Origin of the sequence: Xanthobacter aminoxidans, from assembly GCF_023571765.1 — a bacterium.
In the GTDB taxonomy this organism is placed as follows: domain Bacteria; phylum Pseudomonadota; class Alphaproteobacteria; order Rhizobiales; family Xanthobacteraceae; genus Xanthobacter; species Xanthobacter aminoxidans.
Map to the genome: position 1 here is coordinate 60,654 of NZ_JAMJXC010000011.1, position 25,998 is coordinate 86,651.

A 25,998-nucleotide genomic window follows, 5' to 3' on the forward strand; every position below is an offset into this window, starting at 1 on the left:
TGGCCGGGACGAGCCCGGCCATGACAGCCCCAGATGTCTGCCCCGAGCGCTTCCACGACCTTTCACAATGGACCGCCCATGACCCGCAAGATGCATTTCGGACTGTTCCTGCTCGGAACGGGGAGCCACATCGCCGGCTGGCGCGTGCCGGGGGCCGTCGACACCTTCGAGGACATCGAGGCGGTGCGGCAGATCGCGGCCACCGCCGAGCGCGGGCTGTTCGACCTCATCTTCATGGGCGACAACCTCAATGCCGACCCCGCTGCGCACCCCTCCTACACGGCGCGCCTCGAGCCGCTGACGCTGCTTTCCGCCGTTGCCGGCGCGACGAAGCACATCGGCCTCGGCGGCACGGTCTCCACCACCTATTCCGACCCCTACACGGTCGCCCGCGCCTTCGCCTCGCTGGACCACATCTCCGGCGGCCGCGCCGTGTGGAATGCGGTGACCACCGCCGCCCCGGCCGCCGCCGCGAACTTCGGCACCCAGCACCCCGACCACTCCAAGCGCTACGAGATCGCCGGCGAGTTCCTCGACGTGGTGAAGGGCCTGTGGGACTGCTGGGCAGACGACGCCATCGTCGCCAACCGGGAGACCGGCCTCTACATCGACCCCGCCAGGGTGAAGGCGCTGGACCATGAAGGCGCGTTCTTCAAGGTGAAGGGGCCGCTCAACATTTCCCGGTCCCCGCAGGGCCATCCCATCATCTCGCAGGCCGGCGGCTCCGAGCCGGGGCAGCAGCTCGCCGCGCGGACGGCGGACATCGTGTTCGCCGTGGTGCAGGACATGGCGGAGGCGCAGGCCGGCTACAAGTCGCTGAAGGATCGCCTGCCCGCCCACGGCCGCAAGCCGGAAGATGTCTGCGTGCTGCCGGGCGTCATGCCGGTGGTGGGCCGCACGGCGCAGGAGGCGCGGGAAAAGCTCGCCGAGCTGATGCGCTTCGTGGACGCGAAGAACGCGCTGGGCATGCTCTCCGAGCGTTTCGGCACGGACATGAGCGCCTACGACCTCGACGGCCCCATCCCGGACCTGCCCGAGGCGGACACCTACAAGTCCTTCACCGGCGTGATGCTGGCCAAGGCCAAGCGCGAGGGCGGCACCCTGCGCGACGTCTACAACATGGTCGCCGCCGCCCGTGGCCACTGGGTGCTGGTGGGCTCGGCGGAGGAAGTCGCCGACACGCTCCAGCTCTGGTTCGAGAGCGGCGCGGCGGACGGCTTCAACGTGATGCCGCCCTATTTCCCCGGCGCGTTCGACGATTTCGTCGATCTCGTCATCCCGATCCTTCAGGAGCGCGGCCTGTTCCGCACCGCCTACGAGGGGCCGACCCTGCGGCACCTTCTGGGGCTGGAACGGCCGGTCAACCCGAACTTCTGAACGGCAGGCAGACGACTGCCTTTCCTTCGCCGCGGCGATCGGCCAAACAGGCCCATTGCCGCGCCGCAGGGTTGCCCCATGTCCTTCGTTCCTCCCCGCGCGGTCCTCGACCGGCTCCGGCCGGAAGGCCCGCTGCTGAAAGCGCTCGCCGCCGCCTGCTGCCTCGTCATCACCGTGCTGTCACTGCTGCCGGGGAACGAGCGGCCGCACACCGGCTTCTCCGGCAACATCGAGCATGTGGTCGCCTATGCCGGAACAGCCTGCTTCGTCGCGCTGGCGCTGCGGCGTCCGTCACTGCCGGTGCTGGTGATCGCCTTCTCGGCGGCCTCCGCTTTCTTCGAGATCTGCCAGATCTGGATTCCCGGCCGCTCCGCCGGGTTCGACAACTGGTTCGCGAGCACGCTCGGGGCGCTGATCGGGGTCTCCGCCGCCCGCTACATCGTGCTGCCGCGCCTTTCGGCGTGGCTCGCCCGCCGCTGACGGCGGGCGCGCACCTCACTGCCCCAGCGGGTGGTGCATCTTGTCGATGGCGGTCGCGCCGATGGCCTCGATCTTGTACTGGATCTTGACCTTGCCCGCCTTCTCGAAGGTGAGCGTCGCGTCCATCATCTCGCCCTCCTTGAGTTGCTCCTTCAGATCGACGAAGACGAGGTGATGGCTGCTCGGCTCAAGCACGAGGGTGCCGCCGGCCGGGATCTCCAGCCCGCCCTTGATGGGCATCATGCGCATCAGGCCATCCTTCATGGTCATCTCCTGCAGTTCGACGCGCCGGGCGAAGGGCGCGAAGGCGGAGATCAGGCGGTCGGGCGTCGCGCCGGAATTGTGGATCGCGACATAGCCGGCGCCCATATCCGATCCGAGCGGGGTCGCCCGCGCCCAGGGATGGTCGATGAGCAGGTCGCCGGCCTTGTATTCATGGGCCAGAAGTTGCTGCGCCGAGACGAGCAGCAAGCAGAGCGCGAAGAGCGTCGCGGCAAGGATTTCCTCGCCATAGAAGCGGCCAGCCAAGCGGCTGCGCCGCAGGTGCGGACGTTGGGTCATGTTTCCTCCGGAGATGCGATCCGCCTTGGCGGACGTTTGCGTCTGGTCAGCGACCGAGCGGTGGACGCATCAGACCGGGGGCGCACGCGCCGGCGGGAGCGATCGCCCCGGAGCCAGACGAACGGCGACGCCATCGGCGCTCCGACGGACCGGTGCAGCCTGCCCTTCAGGCAGGTGCGGCACAGGCGGCAGCGGGCCTTCCAGCGCATCGAGGATGAGGCAGGCGCCGATGCAGCAATCGTCGCCGGAAACCGCGTGGCCAGACGCCGCGCCGCTGCCCGGGCCGGCGGCCGAGACAGCGCACAGGGCCCCATCGCCCGTGCCGGCGAACGCGCCGCCCGCCAGCCCCACCAGCAGAAGCTGAAGGACCAGCACATAGGCGCTCAGGATCGCAATCGTCTCGCGCGCGGCGAGACGCGGGGCAGCCATGATGGAGGCCTCAGGCGGCGCTGATCGCGCGCAGGGAACTCGCGCGCCTGTCGAGCTTGCCACCGCCTGGGGCCGACGAAAAGCGCCGTCGTTACGGCATCTTGCTGCGCGCCTTGACGCACGCCCCAATCGTTCTATTGATACATTATATCAGTTCATGCGCCGCACCTGCGCGCGCTCGTCCGGAGCCTGCCCATGATCCCAATCCGCCGCGACGTCACCGACGCCCGCACCGACGCCCGACTGCCCACCACCGTGCTCTCCGGCTTCCTCGGCGCCGGCAAGACGACGCTGCTCAACCACATCCTCGCCAATCGCGAGGGGCTGCGCGTTGCCGTCATCGTCAACGACATGAGCGAGGTGAACATCGACGCCGAACTGGTGCGCTCCGGCGGCGCCAACCTCTCCCATACCGAGGAGAAGCTGGTGGAGATGACCAACGGCTGCATCTGCTGCACGCTGCGCGACGACCTCCTCACCGAGGTGCGCCGCCTCGCGCAGGATGGGCGCTTCGACTATCTGCTCATCGAATCCACCGGCATCGCCGAGCCCTTGCCGGTGGCCGCCACCTTCGACTTCCGCGACGAGGACGGCCAGTCCCTCTCCGACGTGGCGCGGCTCGACACCATGGTGACGGTGGTGGACGCGGCGAACCTGCTCAAGGACTTCGGCTCCCGCGACTTCCTGCGCGACCGGGGCGAGGTGGCCGGCGAGGCGGATCAGCGCACGCTGGTGGACCTTCTCACCGACCAGATCGAGTTCGCCGATGTCATCATCCTCAACAAGGTGTCGAGCATCGATGAAGAGCGGCTGAAGATCGTACGCGGGGTGGTGAAGTCGCTCAATCCCGATGCCCGCCTCATCGAGACCGACCAGTCCCGCGTGCCGCTCGCCGAGGTGCTGGGCACCGGCCGCTTCGATTTCGAGAAGGCGAGCACGCATCCCGTCTGGTTCAAGGAGCTGAACGGCTTCAAGGACCATGTGCCGGAGACGCAGGAATACGGCGTGTCGAGCTTCGTCTATCGCGCCCGCCGCCCGTTCCATCCCGAGCGCTTCCAGGCCTTCCTGGCGCAGACCTGGCCGGGGCTGGTACGGGCGAAGGGGCTGTTCTGGCTGGCGACGCGGCCGAAGCGCGTGGGCGAGATGAGCCTTGCCGGCTCCATCTGCCAGACCGGCACCGCCGGGCGCTGGTGGGCGAGCGTGCCGAAAGAGCACTGGCCGACCCAGCCGGACTGGCGCTCCTGGCTGCGCTCCCACTGGGTGCCGGGCTATGGCGACCGGCGGCAGGAACTGGTGTTCATCGGCATGGGGCTGGACGAGGGCGCCATGCGCGCGGCCCTCGACGCCTGCCTCGTCGGCCCGGCGGACCCCAAGAGGTTCGACGCCAGCGCCTTCAAGAATTTGCCGGACCCGTTCCCGAACTGGGAAGCGGTGCCGGCCTGAGCCAAAAGAGAAAGGGAGGGGCCTGAGACCCCTCCCCTCGGCTCACGTCATGCAAGGACGGGAGGGGCGCGCGCCTCTCCCCTCTTCCTCACTTCATGGTGGGCATCACGAATTCGGCGCCGGCGCGGATGCCGGTGGGCCAGCGGGTGGTGATGGTCTTGAGGCGCGTGTAGAAGCGCACGCCCTCCGGCCCGTGCATGTGGTGGTCGCCGAACAGCGAGGCCTTCCAGCCGCCGAAGGAGTGGAACGCCATGGGTACCGGGATCGGCACGTTGATGCCGATCATGCCCACCTTGATGCGGTGCGCGAACTCGCGGGCGGCATCGCCGTCGCGGGTGAAGATCGCGGTGCCGTTGCCGAACTCGTGCTTGTTGATGAGGTCGGCGGCGGTGTCGTAGCTGTCGGCGCGCACCACGGAGAGGACGGGTCCGAAGATCTCCTCCTTGTAGATGCGCATGTCCGGCGTCACGTGGTCGAACAGGGTGCCGCCGATGTAATAGCCGTCCTCATAGCCCTGAAGCTTGAGGCCACGGCCGTCCACCACCAGCTTGGCGCCTTCCGCGACGCCCTGGTCCACATAGCCCGACACCTTGTCGAGGTGCTGCTGCGTCACCAGCGGGCCCATCTCGGACTCGGGGTCCGTGCCGGGGCCGACCTTGAGCGCGCGCACCCGCGGCTCCAGCTTCGCCATCAGCGCCTCGGCGGTGGCCTCGCCCACCGGCACGGCCACCGAGATGGCCATGCAGCGCTCGCCGGCCGAACCGTAGGCAGCGCCCATCAGGGCGTCCACGGCCTGGTCCATGTCCGCATCGGGCATGACGATCATGTGGTTCTTGGCGCCGCCCAGCGCCTGGCAGCGCTTTCCGGTGCGCGCGGCGGTCTCGTAGATGTAGCGGGCGATGGGGGTGGAGCCCACGAAGCTCACTGCCTGGATGTCCGGATCGTCGAGCAACGCGTCAACGGCGGTCTTGTCGCCGTGGATGACGGTGAACACGCCGTCCGGCAGGCCGGCTTCCTTCAGCCACTGGGCCAGCAGCAGGGAGGCGGAGGGATCGCGCTCGGAGGGCTTGAGGACGAAGCAGTTGCCGCAGGCCAGCGCCACCGGGAACATCCACATGGGCACCATGGCCGGGAAGTTGAACGGCGTGATGCCGGCGACCACGCCGAGGGGCTGGCGCACCGCATGGCTGTCGATGCGGGTGCCCACGTCCTCGGTGATCTCGCCCTTCAGCAGCTGCGGGGCGGCGGTGGCGAACTCCACCACCTCCATGCCGCGCTGCACCTCGCCCTTGGCGTCGGAAAACACCTTGCCGTGCTCGGCGCTCACCACCTCGGCGATCTGGTCCACGCGCTCTTCCAGGATGCGCAGGAAAGCGTTGAGGATGCGCGCGCGGCGCAGCGGCGTGGTCGCGGCCCAGCCGGGCGCAGCCTTGTTGGCGATCTCCACCGCCGCGCGCACTTCGGCGGCGGACGCGAGCGAAACCTCGCCGGTCTGCGCGCCGGTGGCGGGATTGTAGACCGGCGCCGTGCGGCCGCTGGTGCCGGCGACGAGCTTGCCGCCGATGAAGTGGGAAATCTGCGTGGGCATGATGCGCCTCCCGTTTGAATTGCCTCCGTGATGGCGCTTCAAACGACGCGCAGCAATGCTATAGTCCGAGCATCTGTTGTGCGAAAATTGTAGTCCATGGATCTCCCCCTCGACTGGGATCACCTGCGCGTCTTCCTCGCCGTCGCCCGGCGCGGGCAATTGCTCGCCGCCGCAAAGCAGCTGGCGCTGAACCACGCCACCATCGCCCGCCGGCTCGATGCGCTGGAGGCGGCGCTGGGCAGCCCCCTGTTCGACCGCCGCCCCACCGGCTGCGTGCTCACCCAGGCGGGCGAGCGGCTGCTGCCGGCGGCGGAGCGGGTGGAGGCGGAAATGCTGGGCATCGCCGAGCGCTTCCGCAAGGAAGAGGCGGAGGTCTCCGGCACCGTGCGCATCGGCGCGCCGGACGGGCTGGGCAATTATTTCCTCGCGGCGGAGCTGGGGCGGCTCGCGCTGCTCCATCCCCATCTGGTGGTGGAGCTTGTGCCGCTGCCGCGCACCTTCTCCCTCTCCCGGCGCGAGGCGGACCTCGCCATCGTGCTCGACCGGCCCACCGAGGGCCGCCTGACGGTTTCGCGCCTCACCGACTACACGCTGGGCGCCTATGCCGCCGCCAGCTACATCGCGGCTTTCGGCGCACCGGAGAGCGAGGCGGACCTTGCCGGCCGGCGGGTGGTGACCGGGGTGGAAGACCTCGCCTACGCCTCGGCGCTCGACTACTCCGGCGTGCTGGAGAAGCACGGCGGCCAGCCCTTCCGCTGCGCCAGCGTCACCGGCCAGATGGAGGCGGTGCGCTCCGGCGCCGGCATCGGCGTGCTGCATGATTTCGCCGCCGCTTATTATGGCGACGCGCTGGTGCGCATCCTGCCCCGCATCACCTTCCGCCGCAGCTATTTCCTGCTCGCCCATCCCGACACGGTGGAGGTGCGCCGCATCGCCACCGTGCGCGCCTTCCTCGCCCGCCGCTTCCGCGAGGAGCGCGCCCGCTTCATCTGCGAATGAACGCGGCCCGGTCCACCCGCACCACCGCCGTGATTGTGTCCAGCACCGCCCGCACGCGGGCGAGGTGGGCGAGATCATCATGCACGGAGAGCCAATAGCTGCGGGTGAGGCGCACCTCGTCCTCCAGCAGCGGCACGAGCGCGTCATGGGGCGCCGAGAGGAAGGCCGGCAGCACGCCGATGGCCGCGCCGGAGAGCACCGCATTCACCTGCGCGATGACGCTGGTGGAGCGGATGACCGGCTTCAGTTCCACCCCCGGCCCGAGCTGCGAGAAATCGAGGGCGCGGGTGAAGAGGAGTTCGGGGATGTAGCCGGCGAGCACATGGTCCTTGAGATCGTCCGCCGTCGCCGGCCGGCCGCGCCGGTCGAGATAGGCCTGCGTGCCATAGAGCCCGAGCGTGTAGTCCGTGAGCTTGCGCACCTTCACCTGCCCGGCAATGGGCCGGTCCAGCGTGATGGCGATGTCCACCTCGCGGCTCGCCAGCGAATAGGAGCGCGGCAGGGCCACCAGCTCCGTCTCCAGCCTGGGATTGTCGGCGGAGAGGGCGGCGAGCCGGGCCGCGAGATAGCCGACGCCCAGCCCCTCCGGCGCGCCGATCCGTACCCGCCCGGTGGGCTGGCGCTCGCCCTCGCCGAGGCCGGTGATCTTGCGCAGCACGAGGGATTCCATCTCCTCCGCCGCCTGCGCCAGCTTCTGCCCCTCCTCGGTGATGAGGGTGCGCCGCCCGGCGCGGGTGACGAGGGGGGCGCCAACCTGCTTTTCCAGCCGCGCGACGCGCCGGCCCACCGTGGTATCGTCCAGCCCCAGCGCCCGCCCGGCGCCGGCCATGCGCCCGGTGCGGACAAGCTGGAGGAAGATGCGCAGGTCGTCCCAATCCATGATGCGGTGAAGTCCCTGCGGGCATGGTAGCCATTCCTGCAAAATTGCAGGATGGATCGGAACCTATCGTTCTTGCGTGCAGAAATCCAAGCTGGGATCACCAGCGGAGACAAACAAGCGGGAGGCGCCGGTGGAACGGCTCGAAGGGGATTACGACTATATCGTCGTCGGCGCCGGCACGGCCGGCTGCATCGTCGCGAACCGCCTCTCGGCCGATCCGCGCACCCGCGTGCTGCTGCTGGAAGCCGGCGGGCGGGACAACTGGATCTGGTTTCACATCCCCGTCGGCTATCTCTTCGCCATCGGCAATCCGCGTGCCGACTGGATGTTCAAGACCGACGCCGAGCCGGGCCTGAACGGCCGCGCGCTGAACTATCCCCGCGGCAAGGTGATCGGCGGCTGCTCGTCCGTCAATGCCATGATTTCCATGCGCGGCCAGGCGGCGGATTATGACCACTGGCGCCAGCTCGGCCTCTCCGGCTGGGGCTGGTCGGACGTGCTGACGGCCTTCAAGTCGCTGGAGGACCATTTCCTCGGCGCCAGCGACATCCACGGGGCCGGCGGCGGCTGGCGCATCGAGCCGCCGCGCATCGAATGGCCGGTGCTGAACGCGGTGGCCAACGCTGCTACGGAACTCGGCATCCGCAAGGTGCCGGACTTCAACACCGGCGACAACGAGGGCGTCGGCTATTTCCATGTGAACCAGAAGTTCGGCCGACGCTGGTCCTCCGCACGCGGCTTCCTGAAGCCCGCCCTCGGCCGCCCCAACCTCCGGCTGGAGACGGACGTGCTGGCCGACCGCCTCATCATCGAGAACGGCCGCGCCGTGGGCGTGCGCTATCGCCAGAACGGGCGCTGGATCGAGGCGCGCACGCGCGGCGAGGTCATCCTGACCGCGGGCTCCATCGGCTCGGTGCAGATCCTCCAGCGCTCGGGCGTCGGCCCCGGCGACTGGCTCGCCGAACGCGGCGTCGAGACGGTGCTGGACCGGCAGGGGGTGGGGCGCAACCTGCAGGATCATCTCCAGCAGCGGGCCATCTACAAGGTCTCCGGCATCCGCACCCTGAACGAGACCTATTATTCCCTGCCCCGCCGCGCCCTGATGGGCGTGGACTATGCCCTGCGCCGGCGCGGGCCGCTCACCATGGCGCCCTCGCAGCTCGGCATCTTCACCAAGTCCGATCCCCATCAGGAGCGGGCGAATATCCAGTTCCACGTCCAGCCGCTCTCGCTGGACAAGTTCGGCGAGCCGCTGCACCGCTTCCCGGCCATCACGGTAGCGGCCTGCAATCTGCGCCCGACCTCGCGCGGCATCGTGCGCATCACGGGGGCCGATCCCGAGGCGAAGCCCCAGATCGCGCCGCACTATCTCACCACAGAGGAGGACCGGCAGGTGGCGGCCGACGCCATCCGCGTCACCCGCCGCCTCATGCGCCAACAGGCCCTCGCGCCCTACCGGCCGGAGGAATATCTGCCCGGCCCGTCCGTGGGCGACGACGATGCGTCCCTCGCCAAGGCGGCGGGCGACATCGGCACCACCATCTTCCATCCCGTGGGTACGGCGAAGATGGGCCGGGTGGACGATCCCATGGCAGTGGTGGACGAACGCCTGCGCTTCATCGGCCTCGGCGGGCTGCGCGTGATCGACGCCTCCATCATGCCCACCATCACCTCGGGCAACACCAACACGCCGACCGCCATGATCGCGGAGAAGGGCGCACGGCTGGCGCTGGAGGATGCGCGGGCCGGGGCCTCTTCGGCGGCGGCGTGAGGGCGGGGGCGGATGCCGCCCCTACCCCCTGAGCGCGCGGCGCATTACCTTGCCGGAGCCGGTGCGGGGCAGTTCGTCGATGAAGACATAAGCGCGGGGGCGCTTGTATTCGGCGAGGTGCTCTGCGGCCCAGGCTTCGAGCGCAGCCGCATCGGCCTCGCCCCCCGCCTGCAGCACCACGAACGCGGTAACGAGGGAGACGTCGCCCGATAGCGTCTCCGCCACCGCCACTTCCGCTACGTCCGGATGGGCGGCCAACGCCCGCTCCACCTCTTCCGGCGCCACGCGATAGCCGAAGGCGTTCATCTGGTCGTCCGCGCGGCCCTCGTACCAGAGGTAGCCATCCGCATCGAAGCGGGCGAGGTCGCCGGTGAGGAACCACGCGCCGCGCATCGCGGCCGCCGTCTCTTCGGCCAGGCCCCAATAGCCGAGCATCAGGCCGGGATCGGAGCGATGCACGGCGAGCACGCCGGTATCGCCCACCGGAAGCGGGTGGAGCGCGTCCGGCGCCTCGCCCTCCGGCGGCAGCACGACCACGCGCCGCCCCGCCTGCGGCTTGCCGGGACTGCCCGGCCGGGTCGGCACGGCGGGGCCGGAGGAGACGTAGGTGGAAATCTCGCTCATCCCCAGCGCCTCGTAGAGCGGGCGCCCGGTTGCCTCCACCCATTCGCCGTGCAACGCCGCTTTGAGCGCCTCACCGGCGGTGAGGCCGTGGCGCAGGGCGGGGAAGCGGTCGGGCGTGATGCGGGCGTATTTCAGGATGCGCCGGTAGAGGCCGGGCACGGCGGCGAACTGGGTGGCGCCGGTCTCCTCCAGCAAATCGGGCCATGCACCCGGCGGGCGATCGCCCAGATGGACGATGCTGGTCGCCCCCACCGCCCACGGGTCCATGAGGCCGACGCCCAACGTATAGGTCCAGTTGAAAGCCCCGGCGTGGAACAGCAGGTCGTCGCCCTTCAGGTCGTGCCAGCCGGCGCGCATGGGAATGCGTCCGAGCCCCACCCTCTGGGCGTGGGCGACGCCCTTGGGCCGGCCGCTGGTGCCGGAGGTGAAGACCAGGAAGGCAAGGTCGTCCGTGGCCGTATCGGCGAAATCGATGGCGGAGGCCGCGCCGAGCCGCGACATGTCGGCGGCATCGATGATGGAAACGCCCGCGCGCGGCATGGGCATCACGCCCGAACCGTCACCCACCACCAGCGCCGCGCCGGAATCGTCAAGGATCATCTCCACCTCATGCGCCGTGAGCATGGTGGAGGTGGGAATGGGCGCGAGCCCGGCGGCGATGGCACCGAAGAACATCAGCGGGAATTGCGAGGTGTTGCCCACCCGCAGCAGCACCCGCGACCCGCGCGGCAAACCGTATCCGGCGAAGCCGCCGGCCACGCGCAGCACGGCCTCCCGCAATTCACCGTAGCTCCAGCGTTCGATGATACGTCCCTTCGGTCCCTCGGCCACCAGCAAGGCCGGCTTGTCCGCCGCCGCGCCCGCCCCGGTGAGGCAGAAGCGGGCGAGGTTGAAGGGATGCGGGGCAGCCTGATTCACGGTCTCGGTCATGGTGCGATCATGGCTGGCGCGCCCCGCCCGCGCCAGCGCGATTGCAGAGGTTCAGCTGAGCCACCAACCGAACGGCGGGGGCCTGACGTCTGCCGCGTCGTTCCATCCGCCTGCCGGAGCAGCACCACCGAGAGCAGCCCCATCGCCGCCACGGCGGCGAGGACGGTCCTTCACCATCGCAGGGCGTCTCACGCCCGCGCCAGCAGAAGTGCCCGGTGGGGCTGCTCCAGCCGGATGCCGCCGACCTCCGCGACACCCCATCGGGCCAGCAGCGCCTCCACTGTGCCGCGATGCTGCTCCGCCGCTGCGGCCCGCGCGGGATCGACCGCAACCGCACGCGCGAGAAAGCCGTCCACCCCGGCGACACGACGCACGTCGTCGTAATCGAGCCGACGCACCGCCTGTGCCGCGCCGCTTGCGAGGCAGGCCGAGAGGGCCTTCTGGGCGAGGGCGCGGATAGCGGTTTCGTCCTCCACCGGCCGCAGCGCTTCGAAGTAGCTGCCCTCCGCCAGCGGCTCCACCACCAGCACCGGCCCACGGCTGACCCGGAGCGCCTCGCCGAGCGCCGCGGCCATCAGGCCCGCCGGCACATGATGCAGGCTGTTGAGGAAGATCGCGGCATCGAAACTTCCGTCCGCGAAGGGCAGCGCCTCGGCCCCCGCCTCGGTGAACGTCGCCTCCGGCACCGCCGCACGGGCCGACGCGATGGCCTCCGGGCCTGGATCAATGCCGTGGACGCGGGCGCCCTGCGCGGTCAGAGCCCGCGCCAGCGCGCCATGGCCACAGCCGATGTCGAGGATGGACCGACCGGCCTGCGGCCCCAGCCAGTCCTCGATCACCGCCAGCGCCGTGCCCTGCGGCCGCCCCGCCGCCTCTGCCTGCTGCCCGCTCATTCCGCTTTCTCCCTGCCGCCTATAGCGCGCCGCGCAGGCGGTGAATGCCGGCCTCGATCTGCTCCTCGGCGAGGGAGGCATAGCCGAGGAGGAGCCAGTCGTTGCTCACATCGGCGCTGCCGTATTCATGCCCGCCGCCGTTCTGGATGGTGTAGAGGCCGACATTGCGGCTCTTCGCCAGCGCCGCCATCTGATGCGCGCGAGGCATGCCGGGCGGCAGCTTCCAGGCGAGATGGGTGCCGGCTTCCGTGCCGCGCAGCTCCACCCGCCCGAAGGCGTCGCGCAGCGCGGAGACCAGCACGTTGCGGCGCTGCTGGTAGCGCAGCCGCACCCGCCGCAGGTGGCGCACGAAGCCGCCGGTGTGGAGGAATTCCGCAAGCGCCGCCTGCTCCAGCCAGACATGGCCGTTGTCCAGCAGCGCCTTCGCCGCCCCCGCCGCCGGGGCGAGGTGATCGGGGAAGATGGCGAAGCCCGTGCGCAGCCCCGCGCCCAGCGATTTGGAGAAGGTGCCGAGATAGATCACGTTTTCCGGGCTCATGGCCTTGAGCGCCGGCAGCAGCATGCCGCCATAGTGGAACTCGCTGTCGTAATCGTCCTCGATCAGATAGGCGCCAGTGCGATCGGCCCAGGCGAGCAACTGCTGGCGCCGCTCCAGCGAGAGCACGCCCCCCATGGGATACTGGTGGGAGGGCATCACATAGGCGAGCTGCGCTGCGACTCCCGCCAGGCGTGACGTGTCGATGCCGTGCTCGTCCACGGGCAAAGGGTGGGGGCGCATGTTGACGCTTTCGAACAGATAGGCGGCGCCCTGGCTGCACGGATTTTCCACCACCACCGCGTCGCCCTCCCGCGCCAGAACCCGCAGCGCGAGGTTGAGCGCGAGCTGCGCGCCGGCGACAATCACCACCTGCTCGGGGCGCACATGGATGTCGCGCATCACCGCCACGTGGTCGGCGATGGCGGTGCGCAACGCCATGAGGCCGCAGGGCTCGCCATATTCGGTGAGATTGTGCCCGGCCACGGCGAGGGCGTGCAGCACGAGGCGGCGCCATGTCTTCAGCGGGAAGGCGCGCGGATCGGTGCGCTGGGGCCAGAAATCGATGGGGATGCGGCTGGTGTTGAGGATGGAATGGGGCCGGCCGGTGAAGGCAGCGGGGGCGAGCTTCTCCGGCGAGCGCCGCTCCGCCGGGGCCGGCGCCTCCGCGCGCACCGATGCGGCCGAGGCGGACGCGCTCACCGCGCTCATGGCGGCTTCCGGCACCACCGCGGCCACATAGGTGCCGACCATGGGGCGGGTGACGAGGTAGCCCTCGTTGATGAGCCGCTCATAGGCGAACGTCACCGAGTTGCGCGAGACGCCCAGTTGCTGGGCGAGATGGCGGGAGGACGGCACCGCCGACTCTGCCTTCAAACGCCCGTCGAGGATCTGCTGACGGATCTGTTCGAAAAGCTGTTCCTGGAGACTCAAGGCGGAGGCGCGGTCGAGGGAGATCAGCACGGCGTCGCATCCCATTGGTCCGGGCAGCGCCCCATGTTGGCACCTGTTGGGGCCAGTGGCGAGAGGGCCAGTCGCTGTCGGCGTTTTGGGGCCACCCCGACCGCTTGCTTGACTTGACCGAGGGGGGACAACCATTTTCACCGTCGACACGCGTGCTTTGATGAATTGCGGCCGCGCCCGCATCTGAGGCGACACTTATGCCCGACACCGCTTTGCTCCAGGCGGACGAAACCCTGTTTCCCGCGCCCCTCCTCACCCTTGCCGCCGACGTGCTGGCGGCCGCGCGTGGGCGGAACATCCGGCTCGCCGCCGCCGAGACGGTCACGTCCGGCCTGGTCGCCGCCTGCCTCACTTCGGTGTCCGGCGCTTCGGAGATTTTCGAGCGAGGCTATGTGCTGTATCACTCCTCCGCCAAGGCCACCGGCCTCGACGTGCCGGCCGCCGTCTCGGCCGCCCATGGGGCGGTGAGCGCCGAGGTCACGCGCGGCCTCGCCCAGGGCCTGCTCGACCATTCCGAGGCCGGCGCCACCGTCGCCATCACCGGCTATGCCGGGCCGGGCGGGGGCAATGCGGTGAACCCCGTTGGCACCATCTTCATCGCAGTGGCCACCCGCGACGGCGGCCTCGCGGAAGAGCGCCACGTCTTCCCCGGCAGCCGGGACAATGTGCGCCTGTGCGCCGTGCAGGCCGCCCTCGCGCTGCTCAAATCCCAGCTCGGCTGACGCCCCGCGCATGAGCGACATTCCGGTCGTCCTCGTCACCGGCTTTCTCGGCGCGGGCAAGACGACCCTGCTCAACGATCTGCTGAAGCGCCCAGCCTTCCGCGACACCGCCGTCATCATCAACGAGGCGGGGGACGCGGGCATCGATCATGCGCTCATCGAGACCGGCAGCGACGAGGTGATGCTGCTGGAAGGCGGCTGCATCTGCTGCCGCATGAAAGGCTCGCTGAACGCCACGCTCAATGGCCTGCTGCGCCGCCGCGCCATGGACGACTTCGCCTTCCACCGGGTTGTGGTGGAGACGAGCGGCCTCGCCGATCCCGCGCCGGTGCTCCATGCGCTGATCGCCGATCCGCTGTTCAACCGGCATTTCTCCATCGCCGGCGTGACCACTGTCGTGGACGCCGCAAACTTCGCCACCACCCTCGCCCATCATCCCGAGGGGATGACGCAGGTGGCCCTCGCCGACCGCATCCTCATCAGCAAGGCGGACCTTGCGACCGCAGACCAGCTCGCCGCGGCCGAGCGCGAGGTGGCCATGCTCAATCCGCTGGCGGAATGCCATGTGCTGCCGGCATCGGCGCGCGACGGCACGCTGCTGTGGATCGATCCGCGCGAGACACCGCGCCCCCTCAGCCGCCGCTTCTCGGCCACCGGCGTCGGCCATGCCGTGACCACCGCCTCCCTCGCCTTTCCCGGACGTCTCACCCAGGACCAGGTGGATGCCTGGCTCGACCGGGTGAGCGACCTGTTCGGCGCCGCCTTGCTGCGCCTCAAGGGCATCCTGCATCTGGAAGAGGTGCCCCAGCCGGTGGTCCTGCATGGGGTGCAGGGGCTGGTCTACTCCCCCGGCCTGCTCGCCAACGCGGCGGGCGGCGAGAACCGCATGGTGCTCATCGCCCGTGGCATCGAGGAGCAGGACCTCGCCGACGCGCTGACCCTGCTCGCCGGAATGGCACGCCCGGACTGATACCCAAGGCGCCTGGGACTGGCCCGATCGGCCTCGATCAAAGACCGAGGCCGATGGCATCGCTCACCCGCCGTTGGCCTGGACGCACTGGTTCACGCGCGCCCAAGCCTGCTGGGCGCTCTTGCCAAGATTGACCGTGCCCATATCCTCGGAATCCGGCAGCGAGAACTGGTAGGCGCCGGCGGCCACGATATGGTCGATGGCGACGAATGGCATGATGAACCACATGCGGTTGCCATCTGCACCGCCCGGCACCGTCCATTCCAGCATGCCGCGCGGCTTGCCGGGGACGTTGATGATGGTGCCCTTGAAGTCGCCCTTGCGGCCCTCGGCCTTCACGCTCATGTAGACGTGGCCATCGGTGCGCCGGGCGATGAGGTCGTCACGGTTGCCGACTTTTCGGACGGCGCGGCAGTTGATGATGCCGGACTTCTCCGTGGTGGCGGTGAAGGTCCAGCCATCGAAGCCCGCTCCATAGGGCTTGACCTGTGCCAGCGCTCCCCCGGTGGTGGCGAGCGTGGCGGCGACGGCGAGCGCGGCGAGAATACCCGTCTTCATGGGCGGCCCTCTTGGGTCGAAGATGAGGGGTGCATGTGGGCGTCGCGCCCTGCCGGCTTGCCCCCCGGTCAAGCTACAGCAGGGCCATGTGTATGAAACATCGAGTGAATGCAAGCTGAACCAAGCGTGGCCGAAGGCGGGCGCGACGCCGGCGGAACGCGGGCGACCGCGCGGAACGCCGCCACTGGCCCCATGCTCCAGACTGGCCCCATGAGCCCGCCACGAGCCGGCGCTACCGTGGCCCCCTCCCCGGCCCTAGCGTTCAGCGACAGATGGAAACGAGCGAGACCGTGATGGCCAGCACTTTTTCGGCGAAGACCTTTTCCGGCACCGTGGGCATCGTCCCCGCCCTCGACATCGAGACGCAGGAGAAGTTCGATGCGGTGGTGAAGGCGACGAGCGGCGTCCCCGGCGTCGCCGGCTACAAGCTCGGCCTCACCAGCGTGCTGCGCCATGGCCTGAAAGAGTCCATGCGGCGCGTGCGTGACCTCACCGATCTGCCCATTCTCTACGACCACCAGAAGGCCGGCCCGGACATGCCGGACATGGCGAAGAAGTTCACTGCCCTGTGCGCCGAGGCCGAGGTGGATGGGCTCATCCTCTTCCCCGTCGCCGGCCCGACCGCCGTGGACGGCTTCGTCGGCGAGGCGCTGAAGGCCGGCATCGCGCCGGTGGTGGGCGGCGAAATCCCGGTCGCCGATTACGGCGTCTCCGGTGGCGGCTACCTCCTCGACAATGCGCTGGACCTCATCCTGGAGCGCTCGGTCCAGGGCGGCGCCGATCATTTCGTGCTGCCGGCGCACGATGCCGCGAAGGTCACGCGCTGGTCGCGCTGGATCGCGGCGAACGTGAAGAACCCGCTGGTGTTCCTCACCGGCTTCGGCTCGCTGGGCGGCACCATCGAAGGGGCGTTCGCCGCCGCCGAGGCCTGCCCGCGCCGCTTCGCCATCGTCGGCCGCCTCATCACCGATGCGAAGGACCCGGCCGCCGCCGCCACCGCCCTCTATGAGAAGATGCAGGCGCTGGAGGCGACGGCACCATGAACGCCCTCCTGCCGGCCCTCCACCGCGAGCCCTTCGTCGGCGGGCGCTTCGTGCCTGCCATGGGCGGCGGCGTCGAGGCGCTGGTCGATCCCTGGACGGGCACGCCCCTCGCCGAGGTCGCGCTGGCCGGGCCGGTGGAGGTGGAGGCGGCGATCCGCACGGCGCGCCGTGCCTTCGATGCCTGCGACTGGCCCCATCTGCCGCCGGTGGACCGCGGCGCGGTGCTCCACCGCATCGCCGCCGGGATCAAGGCCCGGCAGGACCAGTTCGCACAGATTGAGGCGGTGAACGCCGGCAAGCCCATCTCCGGCGCCCTGCGCGAGGTGGAAGGGGCGATCCGCGTCTTCACTTATTATGCCGGCGCCATGGACAAGGTGTTCGGCGACACCATCCCCCTCGGCAAGGATCTGCTCGATTTCACCCTGCGCGAACCGCTCGGGGTGGTGGCGCAGATCGTGCCGTGGAACTTCCCGCTGCTCGGCGCCTCCTGGAAGCTCGCCCCCGCGCTCGCTGCCGGCTGCGCCGCAATTCTCAAGCCCGCGCCGCTCACGCCGCTCAGCGCCCTGCTGCTCGCCGAGGTGTGCCGCGAGGCGGGCGTGCCTGACGGCTTCCTCTCCGTGCTGCCCGGCGGCGCGGATGTGGGGCGGCGGCTGGCGGAAGACCCGCGCATCGACGGCATCTCCTTCACCGGCTCCACCATTGTTGGGGCGGAAGTGATGCGGCTGGCCTCGGCCTCCATCAAGCGCGTGGCGCTGGAGCTGGGCGGCAAGAATGCCGCTTTGGTCTTCGCCGACGCCGACATGGAGAAAGCGGCGGCGAGCGCGGTGGGCTCCGGTTTCGGCAATGCCGGCCAGTCCTGCTCCGCCCGCTCACGCCTTCTGGTGGAGCGCAGCGCGTTGGAGCCCTTCGCCCGTGCCTTCGCTGCCGCGGCGGCCCGGCTGAAAACCGGCATGGCGCTGGACCCGGCGACCAGTCTCGGCCCGCTCATCTCCGCGTCGCACCGGGATGCGGTAGACCGCACCGTGGCGCAGGCGCGCGAGGCGGGCGCGACGCTGGTGACCGGCGGCGCGATGCCCGAGGGCGACGGCTTCTTCTATCCCGCCACCATCCTCTCCGGCGTCGGGCCGGACAATCCGGCCTTCAGCCGAGAGATCTTCGGCCCGGTCTGCTCCCTCACGCCGTTCGACAGCGAGGCCGAGGCCATCGCACTGGCCAATGACAGCGAGTATGGTCTCAATGGCTCGGTCTGGTGCCGCGACATCGGCCGCGCGCTCCGGGTGGCGCGGGCCATGCGCACCGGCATGGTGGCGGTAAACGGCCTGCCCAGCGCCTCGAAGACCAGCGTGTTCGCGCCGTTCGGCGGCTACAAGCGCTCCGGCATCGGCCGCGAGCTTGGCCTGCAGGCGCTGGATTTCTACTGCGAGATCAAGAACGTGACGGTGGACCTCACGTAACGGGACAAGCAAGGAGCCACCACTGGCCGTCTGGACCCATCGTTGTGTCGGGGGCTGGCTCTCAAGGCTCAACAAATGGCGTTGCTAACTTTTTGAACAGAGCGAAAGGCAAGGCGCGTATGGCCATCGCAATCGTCGGCGGAACCATGATCGACGGCACGGGGGCGGACCCGGTGCCGAACGCGGTCGTGGTGATCGAGGAAGGGCGCATCGTCGCCGCCGGTCCCGAGAGCCGGGTGAGCGTGCCAGCGGGCGCCCAGAAGCTCGACGCGGCGGGGCGCACCGTGCTGCCCGGCTTCATCGATACCCATGTCCACGGCACCTACCGCGCCCGGGACATGCGCCAGCACCTGCTCAACACGCCCACCTACAACGTGCTGAAATCCATCGAAGTGTTCCGCGAGACCATCGCCTGCGGCATCACCACCGCCCGCGACATGGGCGGTGCCGATGCCGGCTTCCGGCAAGCCATCGAGGAAGGCATCATCGACGGGCCGCGCCTGTTCATCTCGCTGGGCATGGTCTCGCAGACCGGCGGCCATGGCGACTACTGGCTGCCTGCCGGCATGCGCATCCAGAAGCGCGCCTGGCTGCCCCACACGGTGGCGGACGGGGTGGAGGAGATCCGCCGGCTGGTGCGCGAGCTGCTCATGCGTGGCGCCGACTTCATCAAGATCTGCGCCACCGGCGGCATCACCTCGGTGACCGACAGCTGGGACGAGCCGCAATTCACCATCGAGGAAATCTCCACCGCCGTCTCCGAGGCCGCCGCCAAGGGCAAGCGCGTGGCCGTCCACGCCGAGGGCCTCGCCGGCATCAAGAACGCGGTGAAGGCTGGCATCCACTCGCTGGAACACGGCTGGTTCATGGACGAGGAGAGCGTGGACCGCATGATCGCGGGCGGCATCTGGTGGGTGCCGACGCTGGCGCTGGTGCCGCTCTCCATCGAGCATCGCCGCAAAAACACCGCCTGGGCCAGCCACCAATTGGGCCAGGAGGACGTGAAGGACGCGCAGATCTATTCCCTCATGCAGACGCAGATCCCCCTCTGGAAGGAGGCGGTGAAGCGCGGCGTGAAGGTGGCCATGGGCACCGACCAGTCGCACCGCCTGCTGGTGGGCGAGAACATGGCCGAGCTCGCCTTCATGGTGGACTGGCTCGGCATGTCGCCCATGGAGGTGATCGTCGCCTCCACCACCAAAGCGGCGGAATGCATCGAGCAGCCGAACCTCGGCGTGCTCCGGGCCGGATGCATGGCCGACGTGCTGGTGCTGGACGGCGATCCGCTCGCCGACATCCGCATCTTGGAGCAGCGCGACCGCCTGCACCTGGTGATGAAGGGCGGAAAGGCCTTCATCAACCGCCTGGACGGCTGAGCGCTGTCGATAAATGATTTTGTCAATTGATATAGTAGATAACAGCTGCTAGGCAGTATCACAGAGCCGGGCGGGGAACGCCCCAGGAGCCGTGTAATGAAGTTGAACCGCTTTATGATCCGGCCTCTCGTGGAGCTGGGCCTGCGCGAGGAGTTAAGCTCCGGCGATACAACCGGAGGCTTTCTCGTCGGCGACGATCCGGTGCAGACGGCCAATATCTACGCGAAAGCGAACGGGATCGTCTGCGGCATGCTGTTCGCCGACGAGACCATCCGCTCCATCGAGCCCGATGCGCGCATCGAATGGCTGGTGGAGGACGGCGCCGCGGTAGAGCCCGGCACCGTGCTGATGCGGGTGCAGGCCCGCGCCTCCACCTTCTTCGTCATCGAGCGCTCGGCCCTCGACTGGCTCCAGCAGATGAGCGGCATCGCCACCAAGACGCGCCGCTACGCCGAGCTGGTGAAGCACACCGGCGTGCGCATCACCGACACCCGCAAGGGCTGGCCGGGCCTGCGCATGGTGCAGAAATACGCCGTGCGCGTGGGCGGCGCCCACAACCACATCTTCAACCTCGCCAACTGCGTGCTGGTGAAGGACAATCACATCAAGATCGCCGGCTCCATCACCGAGGCGGTGAAGATCCTGCGTGCGAGCGCGCAGCACACCTTCAAGTTCGAGGTGGAGTGCGAGAGCCTGGAGATGGTGCAGGAGGCGCTGGACGCCGGCGTCGAGATCATCATGTTCGACAACATGGACCTCGACGAAATGCGCGAGGGTCTGAAGCTGACCAAGGGCCGCGCCATGACCGAGGCGTCCGGCGGCATCAACGAGACCACCATCGTACCCATCGCAGAGCTGGGGGTGGACGTGATCTCCATCGGCGACCTCACCCACACGGTAAAGGCCCTCGACATCAGCCTCGATGTGCGGGACATCAAGCCGAGCGCTCAGCGGACCATCGACCGCCTCAAGCAGCTCTCGAACTGAGCACAGGCGGACGATGCGCGGGGACTTGCAAGGGGATTTGCCCTTTCGTCTGAGGCCGGGAACGGAGACCTTCGTCTTCGACCTCGACGATACCTTGTACCCGCGCTCCGCCGGCCTGCACGGCCAGATGCTCGCCCGCGTCTGGCTGTTCATCCAGCAGCTCACCGGCTCCACCCCGGAAGAGGCGGCGGCGCTGCACGCGCATTACTATGAAACCTATGGCACCTCCCTCGTCGGCCTCCAGCGCCACCACGCGGTGAAGCCGCAGGATTTCCTCGCCTTCGTCCACGAGATCGACCTCTCGGTGCTGGACGAAAGCAGCGAATTGCGCGCGGCGCTCGCCTCCCTGCCCGGCCGCCGCCTCGTCTTCACCAACGGCTCGCGCGCCCATGCCGAGCGGGTGCTGGAGCGGCTCGGCATCGCCGACCTGTTCGAGGGCGTGTGCGACATCGCCGCCTGCGATTACATCGGCAAGCCCGAACGCGCCGCCTATGACACCATGCTCACCCGCCACGGCGTCGTGCCCGAGCGGGCCATCATGTTCGACGACCGCGCGGTGAACCTCGCCGTGCCCCACGCGCTCGGCATGCAGACAGTGCTGATCGGCGACCATGGCCTCCCCGAGACGCCGGACGCCGCGCACGTCCATTTCCATTCCCTGGCGCTCGCGCCCATGCTCGCCCAGATCGAGCCGCGCACGCCCCCGAGACCAACGCCAAAGGCCGCACAAAGCCTCCATAAGGGCCCGCAAGATAAGGGCTCATCAACGACCGACCTTCCTCAGGAGCCATGATGATGCACGCCCGTCTCACGCGCCTACTCATCGCCGCCACCGCCATCTCGCTCGCCGCCGCGCCTGCCCTCGCGGCGGACGTGAAGCTCGGCATCGTGCAGTCCACCTCGGGCGGCTCGGCCGCGCTCTACGGCACCATGCAGAAGAACGGCGCGGAGCTGGCCGCCGCCGAGATCAACGCCTCCGGCAAGCTCGGCGACCTCAAGCTGGTGCCCGTCCACCAGGACGATGCCGGCGATCGCGGCCAGACCGTCAACATCTTCCAGCGGCTCATCAATCAGGACAAGGTGACGGTCATCTTCGGGCCGACCCTGACCACCTCGGCCTTCGCCGCCGACCCCATCGCCAACGCCGCCAAGGTGCCGGTGATCGCCTCGTCCAACACCGCCCCCGGCGTGCCGGCCATCGGCGAATACATCTTCCGCACCAGCGCCCCCGAGGCGGCGGTGTTCCCCGGCGTACTCGCCTATGCGGTCAAGCGCTACCAGCCGAAGACGGCGGCGCAGATCTACGGCATCGACGACGTGCTGATGAAGGCCGCCTACGGCGTGCACAAGGCCGCCCTCGACAAGGCCGGCATCAAGGTGGTGGCCACCGAGACCTTCCAGAAGGGCGACGTGGACTATTCCGCCCAGCTCACCAAGATCAAGGCGGCGAACCCCGACATCATCGTGGTCGGCGGCCTCGCGGAAGAAACCGCCAACATCGTGCGGCAGGCGCGCCAGCTCGGTATTCCGCAGTCCACCGTCTTCCTCGGCGCCAACGCGGCCATCTCCACCAAGCTCAACGACCTCGCCGGCCCCGCCGCGCAGGGCTTCCTCGTGGGCTCGGGCTGGTTCATCGATTTCGACACGCCCGCCAACAAGGCGTTCGTCGAAGCCTACAAGGCCAAGTACGGCAACGCCCCCGACACCTTCGCCGCCCAGGCCCACGCCGCCGTCACCATCTTCGCCGATGCGGTGAAGCGCGCGGGCGGCGTGTCCGATCCGGCGAAGCTGCGCGCCGCCATCGCCGACACCAAGGACCTTGAGACCGTGCTCGGCCCCTTCTCCTTCGACAAGGACCGCGAGCCGGTGCTGGTCGCCAAGGTGCTGGAGCTGAAGGACGGCAAGTTCCAGCTCGCCCAGTGATCCTCCACCGGCTCCGGCCCTGGCCGGAGCCGGATGGATTTGCGCGCCGTGCCGCGCGGATGTCCGCCGCTGCACGATGCATGGACCGGTTCCGGCACAAGCCTGAACCGGGCGCCGCGCGGGCCAGACGAAAGCCCATGAGCCAAACTCACGGGCCTCTGGCATGATCCGCGGGCACGTCCGGGGGATCAGTGCATGACCACGTTTTTGCAGCAGGTCGTGAACGGGCTTTCGCTCGGCTCGATCTATGCCGTCTTCGCCATCGGCTGCACGCTGATCTTCGGCGTGCTCAACATCGTGAACTTGGCGCAGGGCGCCTTCTTCATGGTGGGCGCCTATCTCGGGCTGGAGATCGCGCTCCTCGGCCTGCCGTTGCCGCTGGCGCTCGTTGTGGCGCTGGTGGGCGGCGGCATCCTCGGCATGGCCTCGGAGCTGCTCGTGTTCCGCGTGCTGCGGCTGCGCGGCGGGCACAAATGGATGGGCCTCGTCGCCAGCCTCGCCCTCGCCCGCCTGCTGGTGGGCATCGCGCAGGAAGTGTTCGGCACCGCCGTCCACGGCTATCCGCCCAACCCCTTCACCGCCATCGTGTGGGAGATCGGCGGCGTGCGCGTGCAGCTGCTGCAGATCATCGTGGTGATCACGGCCGTGATCCTGATGGGCATCCTCGGCTTCACCCTGCAGAAGACCTCCGTAGGTCGCGCCATCCGCACGGTCGCCTTCTCGGAGGACGTGGCGCGCATCGTCGGCGTGGAGGTGGGGCGCACGATCCTCATCACCTTCTTCATCGCCGGGGCGCTCGCCGGCGCCGCCGGCGTGCTGCTGGGCCTCCTCTTCAACGTGGTCTCCCCCTTCATGGGCGAGCACATGCTGGTGAAGGGCCTCACCGTGATGATCCTCGGCGGCCTCGGCAACATCCCCGGCGCAGTGGCGGGGGGCTTTCTCCTGGGGTTGGTCGAGGTGTTCTCCGTCGCCTATGTCTCCTCCGCCTTCCGCGATGCCATCGGCTTCGGGCTGATCTTCCTGATCCTCCTGGTGAAGCCCACGGGCCTGTTCTCCGGCTTCGAGGAGCGCCGCGCATGATGGCCGCCCTCGATGCCTTTCTCGCCAGCTACGGCAACCTCGTAAACTTGTGCCTGCTCAACACCTTGCTCGCCTACGGGGTGTGGCTGGCGCTGGCGGCCAACATGTTCACTTTGGGTACCGGCGGCTTCATGGCGGTGGGCGCCTATTGCAGCGTCTATCTCACCATGCAGCTCGGCGCGCCCTTCGCCGTGGCGGTGGTGGCGGGCGGGCTCTTGGCGGCGGCGGTGGCGCTCGTCATCGGGGCACCGGTGCTGCGGCTCAGGGGCGACTATTTCATGCTCGCCACCTTCGCCTTCACCGAGGTGGTGCGGGTGATCGCTCTGAACTGGGATGCCGTCACCGGCGGCGCCATCGGCATCTACGGCATCCCGCGCTACACCGAGACATGGCAGCTGGTGCTGCTGGTGCTCATCGCCCTCTATTTCGTCTTCGCCCTGCGGCGCTCCTATTTCGGCCGGTCCATTGCGGCCATCCGGCAGGACGACGTGATGAGCGAGGCGATGGGCGTCAACGTGTTCGGCCAGCGCCTCTCGCTGTTCGTCGCCTCCGGCTTCGTCAGCGGCGGCGTGGGGGGCCTTGCGGCGCATCTCAACTTCTTCGTCGGCCCCTCGGACTTCGGCCTGCTCAGGAGCGTGGATGCCCTCGCCTATCCCATCCTCGGCGGCGTGAATGCGCTGCTGGGGCCGCTGGTGGGCGCCATCTTCACCACCCTGCTGCCGGAGCTGCTGCGCTTCTCGAGCCAGTGGCGCGAGATCCTGATGGGCCTGCTCATTCTCACGGTGGTGCTGTTCCTGCCGGGCGGGGCCATGTCGCTGCTGAGCTGGCGTCCGCGCAAGGCGGCGGCCCGCCGGCCCTCCACCCAGGGAGCCGAATGATGCCGGCGGCGCAGCTCGAACTCTGGCAGGTGGCCAAGCGCTTCCAGGGCGTGGTGGCGGTGGACAGCGTGTCGCTGACCGCCACCGCCGGACAGGTGACGGCCCTCATCGGCCCGAATGGCTCCGGCAAGACCACCACCATGAACATGATCACCGGCCTCTATCCCACGGACGCCGGCCACATCCGCCTCGACGGCGTGGACATCGCCCGCCTCGCCCCGCACAAGGTGGCCGCGCTGGGGGTGGCCCGCACCTTCCAGAACATCCGCCTGCTGGCGAGCGAGACGACCCTCGCCAACGTGCTCCTGGGCGCCCACCGCCACCAGTCGGCGAGCCTCCTCGACGTGCTCTTCGGACTGCCGGCGGTGAAGAGCAGCGAGACGCGCGAAAAGGCGCGCTGCGAGGCGCTGCTCGATCTCGTGGGCATCGCCCCTCTCAGGGACGTGGCCGTGGGCGGCCTCTCCTACGGCGACCGGCGGCGCGTGGAGATCGCTCGCGCCCTCGCCACGAAGCCGCGCCTCCTGCTGCTGGACGAGCCGGCGGCGGGCATGAACTTCGCCGAGAAGCGGGCGCTCGCCGACCTCGTGCTCGCCATCCGCGACATGGGCATCACCGTGCTCCTCATCGAGCACGACATCGAGTTCGTGGCGCGGGTGAGCGACCATATCGTGGTGCTCAATTTCGGCCGCGAGATCGCCGCCGGCACGCCCGAGGAGGTGCGCCGCATGCCGAGCGTGATCGAGGCCTATCTGGGGACCGAGGATGCTTGAGCTCGTCAAGGTCACCTCCGGCTACGGCTCCGTGGCGGCCGTCGAGGACATCGATATCACCGTCCCCGCCGGCGCCTGCGTCTGCCTCATCGGCGCCAACGGCGCGGGCAAGACGACGACGCTGCTCACCATCTGCGGCCTCGTGCGCGCCTTCTCCGGCACCGTGCGCATCGAGGGGCGGGACATGACCGCCCGCCCCGCCGACAAGATCGTCCGCGCCGGCGTCTCCCTGGTGCCAGAAGGGCGGCGGGTGGTGGCCTCCATGTCGGTGGAGGACAATCTCAAGGTCGGCGCCTATGTGCGCGGCGGCGACCCCGCCATCGCCGACGACATGGATCTCATCTACACCCGCTTTCCCCGCCTCAAGGAGCGGCGCTTCCAGTATGCCGGCTCCCTCTCCGGCGGTGAGCAGCAGATGCTGGCCATGGGCCGGGCGCTCATGGCGCGGCCGAAGCTGCTCCTGCTGGACGAGCCCTCCATGGGCCTCGCCCCCCATGTGGTGAACGACATCTTCGCCACCATCGCCGACATCAACGCCAAGGGCACCACCGTGCTCCTCGTGGAGCAGAACGCCCGCAAGGCGCTCTCGGTGGCGAGCTACGGCTATGTGATGGAGCATGGGCGCATCCTGTTCGCCGACACCGCCGAGGCGCTGGCTCGTGACCCGCGCGTGATCGCTGCCTATCTCGGGATGCGCGCGGCGGAGGCGGCTGCGGGCTGATCGCAGCCTTCGGCTCAAGCGCCGCGCGGGCTGTTGCGTTGCT

25 protein-coding genes are annotated in these 25,998 nt (G+C 69.1%); 17 read left to right on the top strand and 8 right to left on the bottom strand.

Going from position 1 to position 25,998, the window contains the following annotated elements; all coding sequences use genetic code 11:
• Window positions 1-78: 78 nt before the first annotated feature.
• Complete coding sequence (locus EJ105_RS16890; RefSeq protein ID WP_250167251.1) at window positions 79-1,377, top strand: LLM class flavin-dependent oxidoreductase; 1,299 nt, start codon at window positions 79-81, stop codon at window positions 1,375-1,377.
• 78 nt (window positions 1,378-1,455) lie between these two features.
• Window positions 1,456-1,857: a VanZ family protein gene (locus EJ105_RS16895; protein WP_250167252.1), complete on the top strand. Its 402-nt coding sequence runs from the start codon at window positions 1,456-1,458 to the stop codon at window positions 1,855-1,857.
• Window positions 1,858-1,872: 15 nt separating this feature from the next.
• On the opposite strand, the gene EJ105_RS16900 is transcribed toward EJ105_RS16895, so the two are convergent.
• Entirely contained in the window at window positions 1,873-2,418 is a 546-nt protein-coding gene (locus tag EJ105_RS16900) for a copper chaperone PCu(A)C (RefSeq protein WP_250167253.1), read from the bottom strand.
• A gap of 69 nt (window positions 2,419-2,487) precedes the next feature.
• On the bottom strand, window positions 2,488-2,847 hold the full coding sequence (locus tag EJ105_RS16905; protein ID WP_250167254.1) for a hypothetical protein: 360 nt from the start codon (window positions 2,845-2,847) through the stop codon (window positions 2,488-2,490).
• A 195-nt stretch (window positions 2,848-3,042) separates the two neighbouring features.
• On the opposite strand from EJ105_RS16905, the gene zigA reads away from it, so the two are divergent.
• Window positions 3,043-4,290 (top strand): zinc metallochaperone GTPase ZigA, encoded by a 1,248-nt coding sequence (gene zigA, locus EJ105_RS16910; protein WP_250167255.1) that lies wholly within the window; start codon window positions 3,043-3,045, stop codon window positions 4,288-4,290.
• A gap of 88 nt (window positions 4,291-4,378) precedes the next feature.
• Here zigA and EJ105_RS16915 read toward each other — a convergent pair whose 3' ends face one another.
• Entirely contained in the window at window positions 4,379-5,878 is a 1,500-nt protein-coding gene (locus tag EJ105_RS16915) for a CoA-acylating methylmalonate-semialdehyde dehydrogenase (protein WP_250167256.1), read from the bottom strand.
• Between the two features lie 96 nt (window positions 5,879-5,974).
• Here EJ105_RS16915 and EJ105_RS16920 point away from each other — a divergent pair, with 96 nt between their 5' ends.
• Complete coding sequence (locus EJ105_RS16920; protein ID WP_029555621.1) at window positions 5,975-6,877, top strand: LysR family transcriptional regulator; 903 nt, start codon at window positions 5,975-5,977, stop codon at window positions 6,875-6,877.
• Here the strand turns inward: EJ105_RS16920 and EJ105_RS16925 are convergent.
• The gene (locus EJ105_RS16925) at window positions 6,864-7,757 is read right to left on the bottom strand and encodes a LysR family transcriptional regulator (RefSeq protein WP_250167257.1); all 894 of its coding nucleotides are present in this window, start codon (window positions 7,755-7,757) and stop codon (window positions 6,864-6,866) included. The two genes, EJ105_RS16920 and EJ105_RS16925, sit on opposite strands and share 14 nt — an antisense overlap.
• A 130-nt stretch (window positions 7,758-7,887) precedes the next feature.
• On the opposite strand from EJ105_RS16925, the gene EJ105_RS16930 reads away from it, so the two are divergent.
• The gene (locus EJ105_RS16930) at window positions 7,888-9,528 is read left to right on the top strand and encodes a GMC family oxidoreductase (RefSeq protein WP_250167258.1); all 1,641 of its coding nucleotides are present in this window, start codon (window positions 7,888-7,890) and stop codon (window positions 9,526-9,528) included.
• A 21-nt stretch (window positions 9,529-9,549) separates the two neighbouring features.
• Here EJ105_RS16930 and EJ105_RS16935 read toward each other — a convergent pair whose 3' ends face one another.
• The 3 genes from EJ105_RS16935 to pdxR all read right to left on the bottom strand — a co-directional run bounded on the left by EJ105_RS16935 (window position 9,550) and on the right by pdxR (window position 13,473).
• Window positions 9,550-11,082 (bottom strand): class I adenylate-forming enzyme family protein, encoded by a 1,533-nt coding sequence (locus tag EJ105_RS16935; protein ID WP_250167259.1) that lies wholly within the window; start codon window positions 11,080-11,082, stop codon window positions 9,550-9,552.
• Between the two features lie 188 nt (window positions 11,083-11,270).
• Window positions 11,271-11,975, bottom strand: coding sequence for a class I SAM-dependent methyltransferase (locus tag EJ105_RS16940; protein WP_250167260.1), 705 nt, complete (start codon window positions 11,973-11,975; stop codon window positions 11,271-11,273).
• A 19-nt stretch (window positions 11,976-11,994) separates the two neighbouring features.
• Window positions 11,995-13,473 (bottom strand): MocR-like pyridoxine biosynthesis transcription factor PdxR, encoded by a 1,479-nt coding sequence (gene pdxR, locus EJ105_RS16945; protein ID WP_250167261.1) that lies wholly within the window; start codon window positions 13,471-13,473, stop codon window positions 11,995-11,997.
• 197 nt (window positions 13,474-13,670) lie between these two features.
• On the opposite strand from pdxR, the gene EJ105_RS16950 reads away from it, so the two are divergent.
• Window positions 13,671-14,195: a CinA family protein gene (locus tag EJ105_RS16950; protein WP_250167262.1), complete on the top strand. Its 525-nt coding sequence runs from the start codon at window positions 13,671-13,673 to the stop codon at window positions 14,193-14,195.
• 10 nt (window positions 14,196-14,205) lie between these two features.
• A complete protein-coding gene (locus EJ105_RS16955; protein WP_250167263.1) occupies window positions 14,206-15,165 on the top strand; it encodes a CobW family GTP-binding protein in 960 nt (319 codons plus the stop codon).
• Between the two features lie 63 nt (window positions 15,166-15,228).
• Here EJ105_RS16955 and EJ105_RS16960 read toward each other — a convergent pair whose 3' ends face one another.
• Complete coding sequence (locus EJ105_RS16960) at window positions 15,229-15,723, bottom strand: hypothetical protein (RefSeq protein ID WP_029555629.1); 495 nt, start codon at window positions 15,721-15,723, stop codon at window positions 15,229-15,231.
• Window positions 15,724-16,016: 293 nt separating this feature from the next.
• Between EJ105_RS16960 and EJ105_RS16965 the strand changes: the two genes are divergently transcribed.
• The 10 genes from EJ105_RS16965 to EJ105_RS17010 all read left to right on the top strand — a co-directional run bounded on the left by EJ105_RS16965 (window position 16,017) and on the right by EJ105_RS17010 (window position 25,955).
• A complete protein-coding gene (locus EJ105_RS16965; protein WP_051678799.1) occupies window positions 16,017-16,766 on the top strand; it encodes an orotidine 5'-phosphate decarboxylase / HUMPS family protein in 750 nt (249 codons plus the stop codon).
• Complete coding sequence (locus tag EJ105_RS16970) at window positions 16,763-18,220, top strand: aldehyde dehydrogenase family protein (protein WP_250167264.1); 1,458 nt, start codon at window positions 16,763-16,765, stop codon at window positions 18,218-18,220. The genes EJ105_RS16965 and EJ105_RS16970 overlap by 4 nt, the downstream gene beginning before the upstream one ends.
• A gap of 119 nt (window positions 18,221-18,339) precedes the next feature.
• A complete protein-coding gene (locus EJ105_RS16975) occupies window positions 18,340-19,596 on the top strand; it encodes an amidohydrolase family protein (protein WP_250167265.1) in 1,257 nt (418 codons plus the stop codon).
• Between the two features lie 114 nt (window positions 19,597-19,710).
• The gene (gene nadC, locus EJ105_RS16980) at window positions 19,711-20,583 is read left to right on the top strand and encodes a carboxylating nicotinate-nucleotide diphosphorylase (protein ID WP_197022931.1); all 873 of its coding nucleotides are present in this window, start codon (window positions 19,711-19,713) and stop codon (window positions 20,581-20,583) included.
• A gap of 37 nt (window positions 20,584-20,620) precedes the next feature.
• Window positions 20,621-21,376: a pyrimidine 5'-nucleotidase gene (locus tag EJ105_RS16985; protein WP_250167266.1), complete on the top strand. Its 756-nt coding sequence runs from the start codon at window positions 20,621-20,623 to the stop codon at window positions 21,374-21,376.
• A gap of 2 nt (window positions 21,377-21,378) precedes the next feature.
• Entirely contained in the window at window positions 21,379-22,506 is a 1,128-nt protein-coding gene (locus EJ105_RS16990; RefSeq protein WP_250167267.1) for an ABC transporter substrate-binding protein, read from the top strand.
• A 195-nt stretch (window positions 22,507-22,701) separates the two neighbouring features.
• Window positions 22,702-23,586 (top strand): branched-chain amino acid ABC transporter permease, encoded by an 885-nt coding sequence (locus EJ105_RS16995; protein ID WP_250167268.1) that lies wholly within the window; start codon window positions 22,702-22,704, stop codon window positions 23,584-23,586.
• The gene (locus EJ105_RS17000; protein WP_250167269.1) at window positions 23,583-24,464 is read left to right on the top strand and encodes a branched-chain amino acid ABC transporter permease; all 882 of its coding nucleotides are present in this window, start codon (window positions 23,583-23,585) and stop codon (window positions 24,462-24,464) included. Before EJ105_RS16995 ends, EJ105_RS17000 begins: the two co-directional genes overlap by 4 nt.
• On the top strand, window positions 24,464-25,234 hold the full coding sequence (locus EJ105_RS17005) for an ABC transporter ATP-binding protein (protein WP_250167270.1): 771 nt from the start codon (window positions 24,464-24,466) through the stop codon (window positions 25,232-25,234). Before EJ105_RS17000 ends, EJ105_RS17005 begins: the two co-directional genes overlap by 1 nt.
• On the top strand, window positions 25,227-25,955 hold the full coding sequence (locus EJ105_RS17010; RefSeq protein ID WP_250167271.1) for an ABC transporter ATP-binding protein: 729 nt from the start codon (window positions 25,227-25,229) through the stop codon (window positions 25,953-25,955). Before EJ105_RS17005 ends, EJ105_RS17010 begins: the two co-directional genes overlap by 8 nt.
• Window positions 25,956-25,998: the final 43 nt, after the last annotated feature.

Coding starts and splice junctions, on each gene's coding strand:
- EJ105_RS16965 (WP_051678799.1), top strand. CDS start 16,017: ATGGCCAGCACTTTTTCGGCGAAGACCTTTTCCGGCACCGTGGGCATC.
- nadC (WP_197022931.1), top strand. CDS start 19,711: ATGATCCGGCCTCTCGTGGAGCTGGGCCTGCGCGAGGAGTTAAGCTCC.
- EJ105_RS17000 (WP_250167269.1), top strand. CDS start 23,583: ATGATGGCCGCCCTCGATGCCTTTCTCGCCAGCTACGGCAACCTCGTA.
- EJ105_RS17010 (WP_250167271.1), top strand. CDS start 25,227: ATGCTTGAGCTCGTCAAGGTCACCTCCGGCTACGGCTCCGTGGCGGCC.
- EJ105_RS16915 (WP_250167256.1), bottom strand. CDS start 5,878: ATGCCCACGCAGATTTCCCACTTCATCGGCGGCAAGCTCGTCGCCGGC.
- EJ105_RS16990 (WP_250167267.1), top strand. CDS start 21,379: ATGCACGCCCGTCTCACGCGCCTACTCATCGCCGCCACCGCCATCTCG.
- EJ105_RS16995 (WP_250167268.1), top strand. CDS start 22,702: ATGACCACGTTTTTGCAGCAGGTCGTGAACGGGCTTTCGCTCGGCTCG.
- EJ105_RS16905 (WP_250167254.1), bottom strand. CDS start 2,847: ATGGCTGCCCCGCGTCTCGCCGCGCGCGAGACGATTGCGATCCTGAGC.
- EJ105_RS16950 (WP_250167262.1), top strand. CDS start 13,671: ATGCCCGACACCGCTTTGCTCCAGGCGGACGAAACCCTGTTTCCCGCG.
- EJ105_RS16925 (WP_250167257.1), bottom strand. CDS start 7,757: ATGGATTGGGACGACCTGCGCATCTTCCTCCAGCTTGTCCGCACCGGG.
- EJ105_RS16935 (WP_250167259.1), bottom strand. CDS start 11,082: ATGACCGAGACCGTGAATCAGGCTGCCCCGCATCCCTTCAACCTCGCC.
- EJ105_RS16955 (WP_250167263.1), top strand. CDS start 14,206: ATGAGCGACATTCCGGTCGTCCTCGTCACCGGCTTTCTCGGCGCGGGC.
- zigA (WP_250167255.1), top strand. CDS start 3,043: ATGATCCCAATCCGCCGCGACGTCACCGACGCCCGCACCGACGCCCGA.
- EJ105_RS16920 (WP_029555621.1), top strand. CDS start 5,975: ATGGATCTCCCCCTCGACTGGGATCACCTGCGCGTCTTCCTCGCCGTC.
- EJ105_RS16890 (WP_250167251.1), top strand. CDS start 79: ATGACCCGCAAGATGCATTTCGGACTGTTCCTGCTCGGAACGGGGAGC.
- EJ105_RS16960 (WP_029555629.1), bottom strand. CDS start 15,723: ATGAAGACGGGTATTCTCGCCGCGCTCGCCGTCGCCGCCACGCTCGCC.
- EJ105_RS16975 (WP_250167265.1), top strand. CDS start 18,340: ATGGCCATCGCAATCGTCGGCGGAACCATGATCGACGGCACGGGGGCG.
- EJ105_RS16970 (WP_250167264.1), top strand. CDS start 16,763: ATGAACGCCCTCCTGCCGGCCCTCCACCGCGAGCCCTTCGTCGGCGGG.
- EJ105_RS17005 (WP_250167270.1), top strand. CDS start 24,464: ATGCCGGCGGCGCAGCTCGAACTCTGGCAGGTGGCCAAGCGCTTCCAG.
- EJ105_RS16895 (WP_250167252.1), top strand. CDS start 1,456: ATGTCCTTCGTTCCTCCCCGCGCGGTCCTCGACCGGCTCCGGCCGGAA.
- EJ105_RS16900 (WP_250167253.1), bottom strand. CDS start 2,418: ATGACCCAACGTCCGCACCTGCGGCGCAGCCGCTTGGCTGGCCGCTTC.
- EJ105_RS16940 (WP_250167260.1), bottom strand. CDS start 11,975: ATGAGCGGGCAGCAGGCAGAGGCGGCGGGGCGGCCGCAGGGCACGGCG.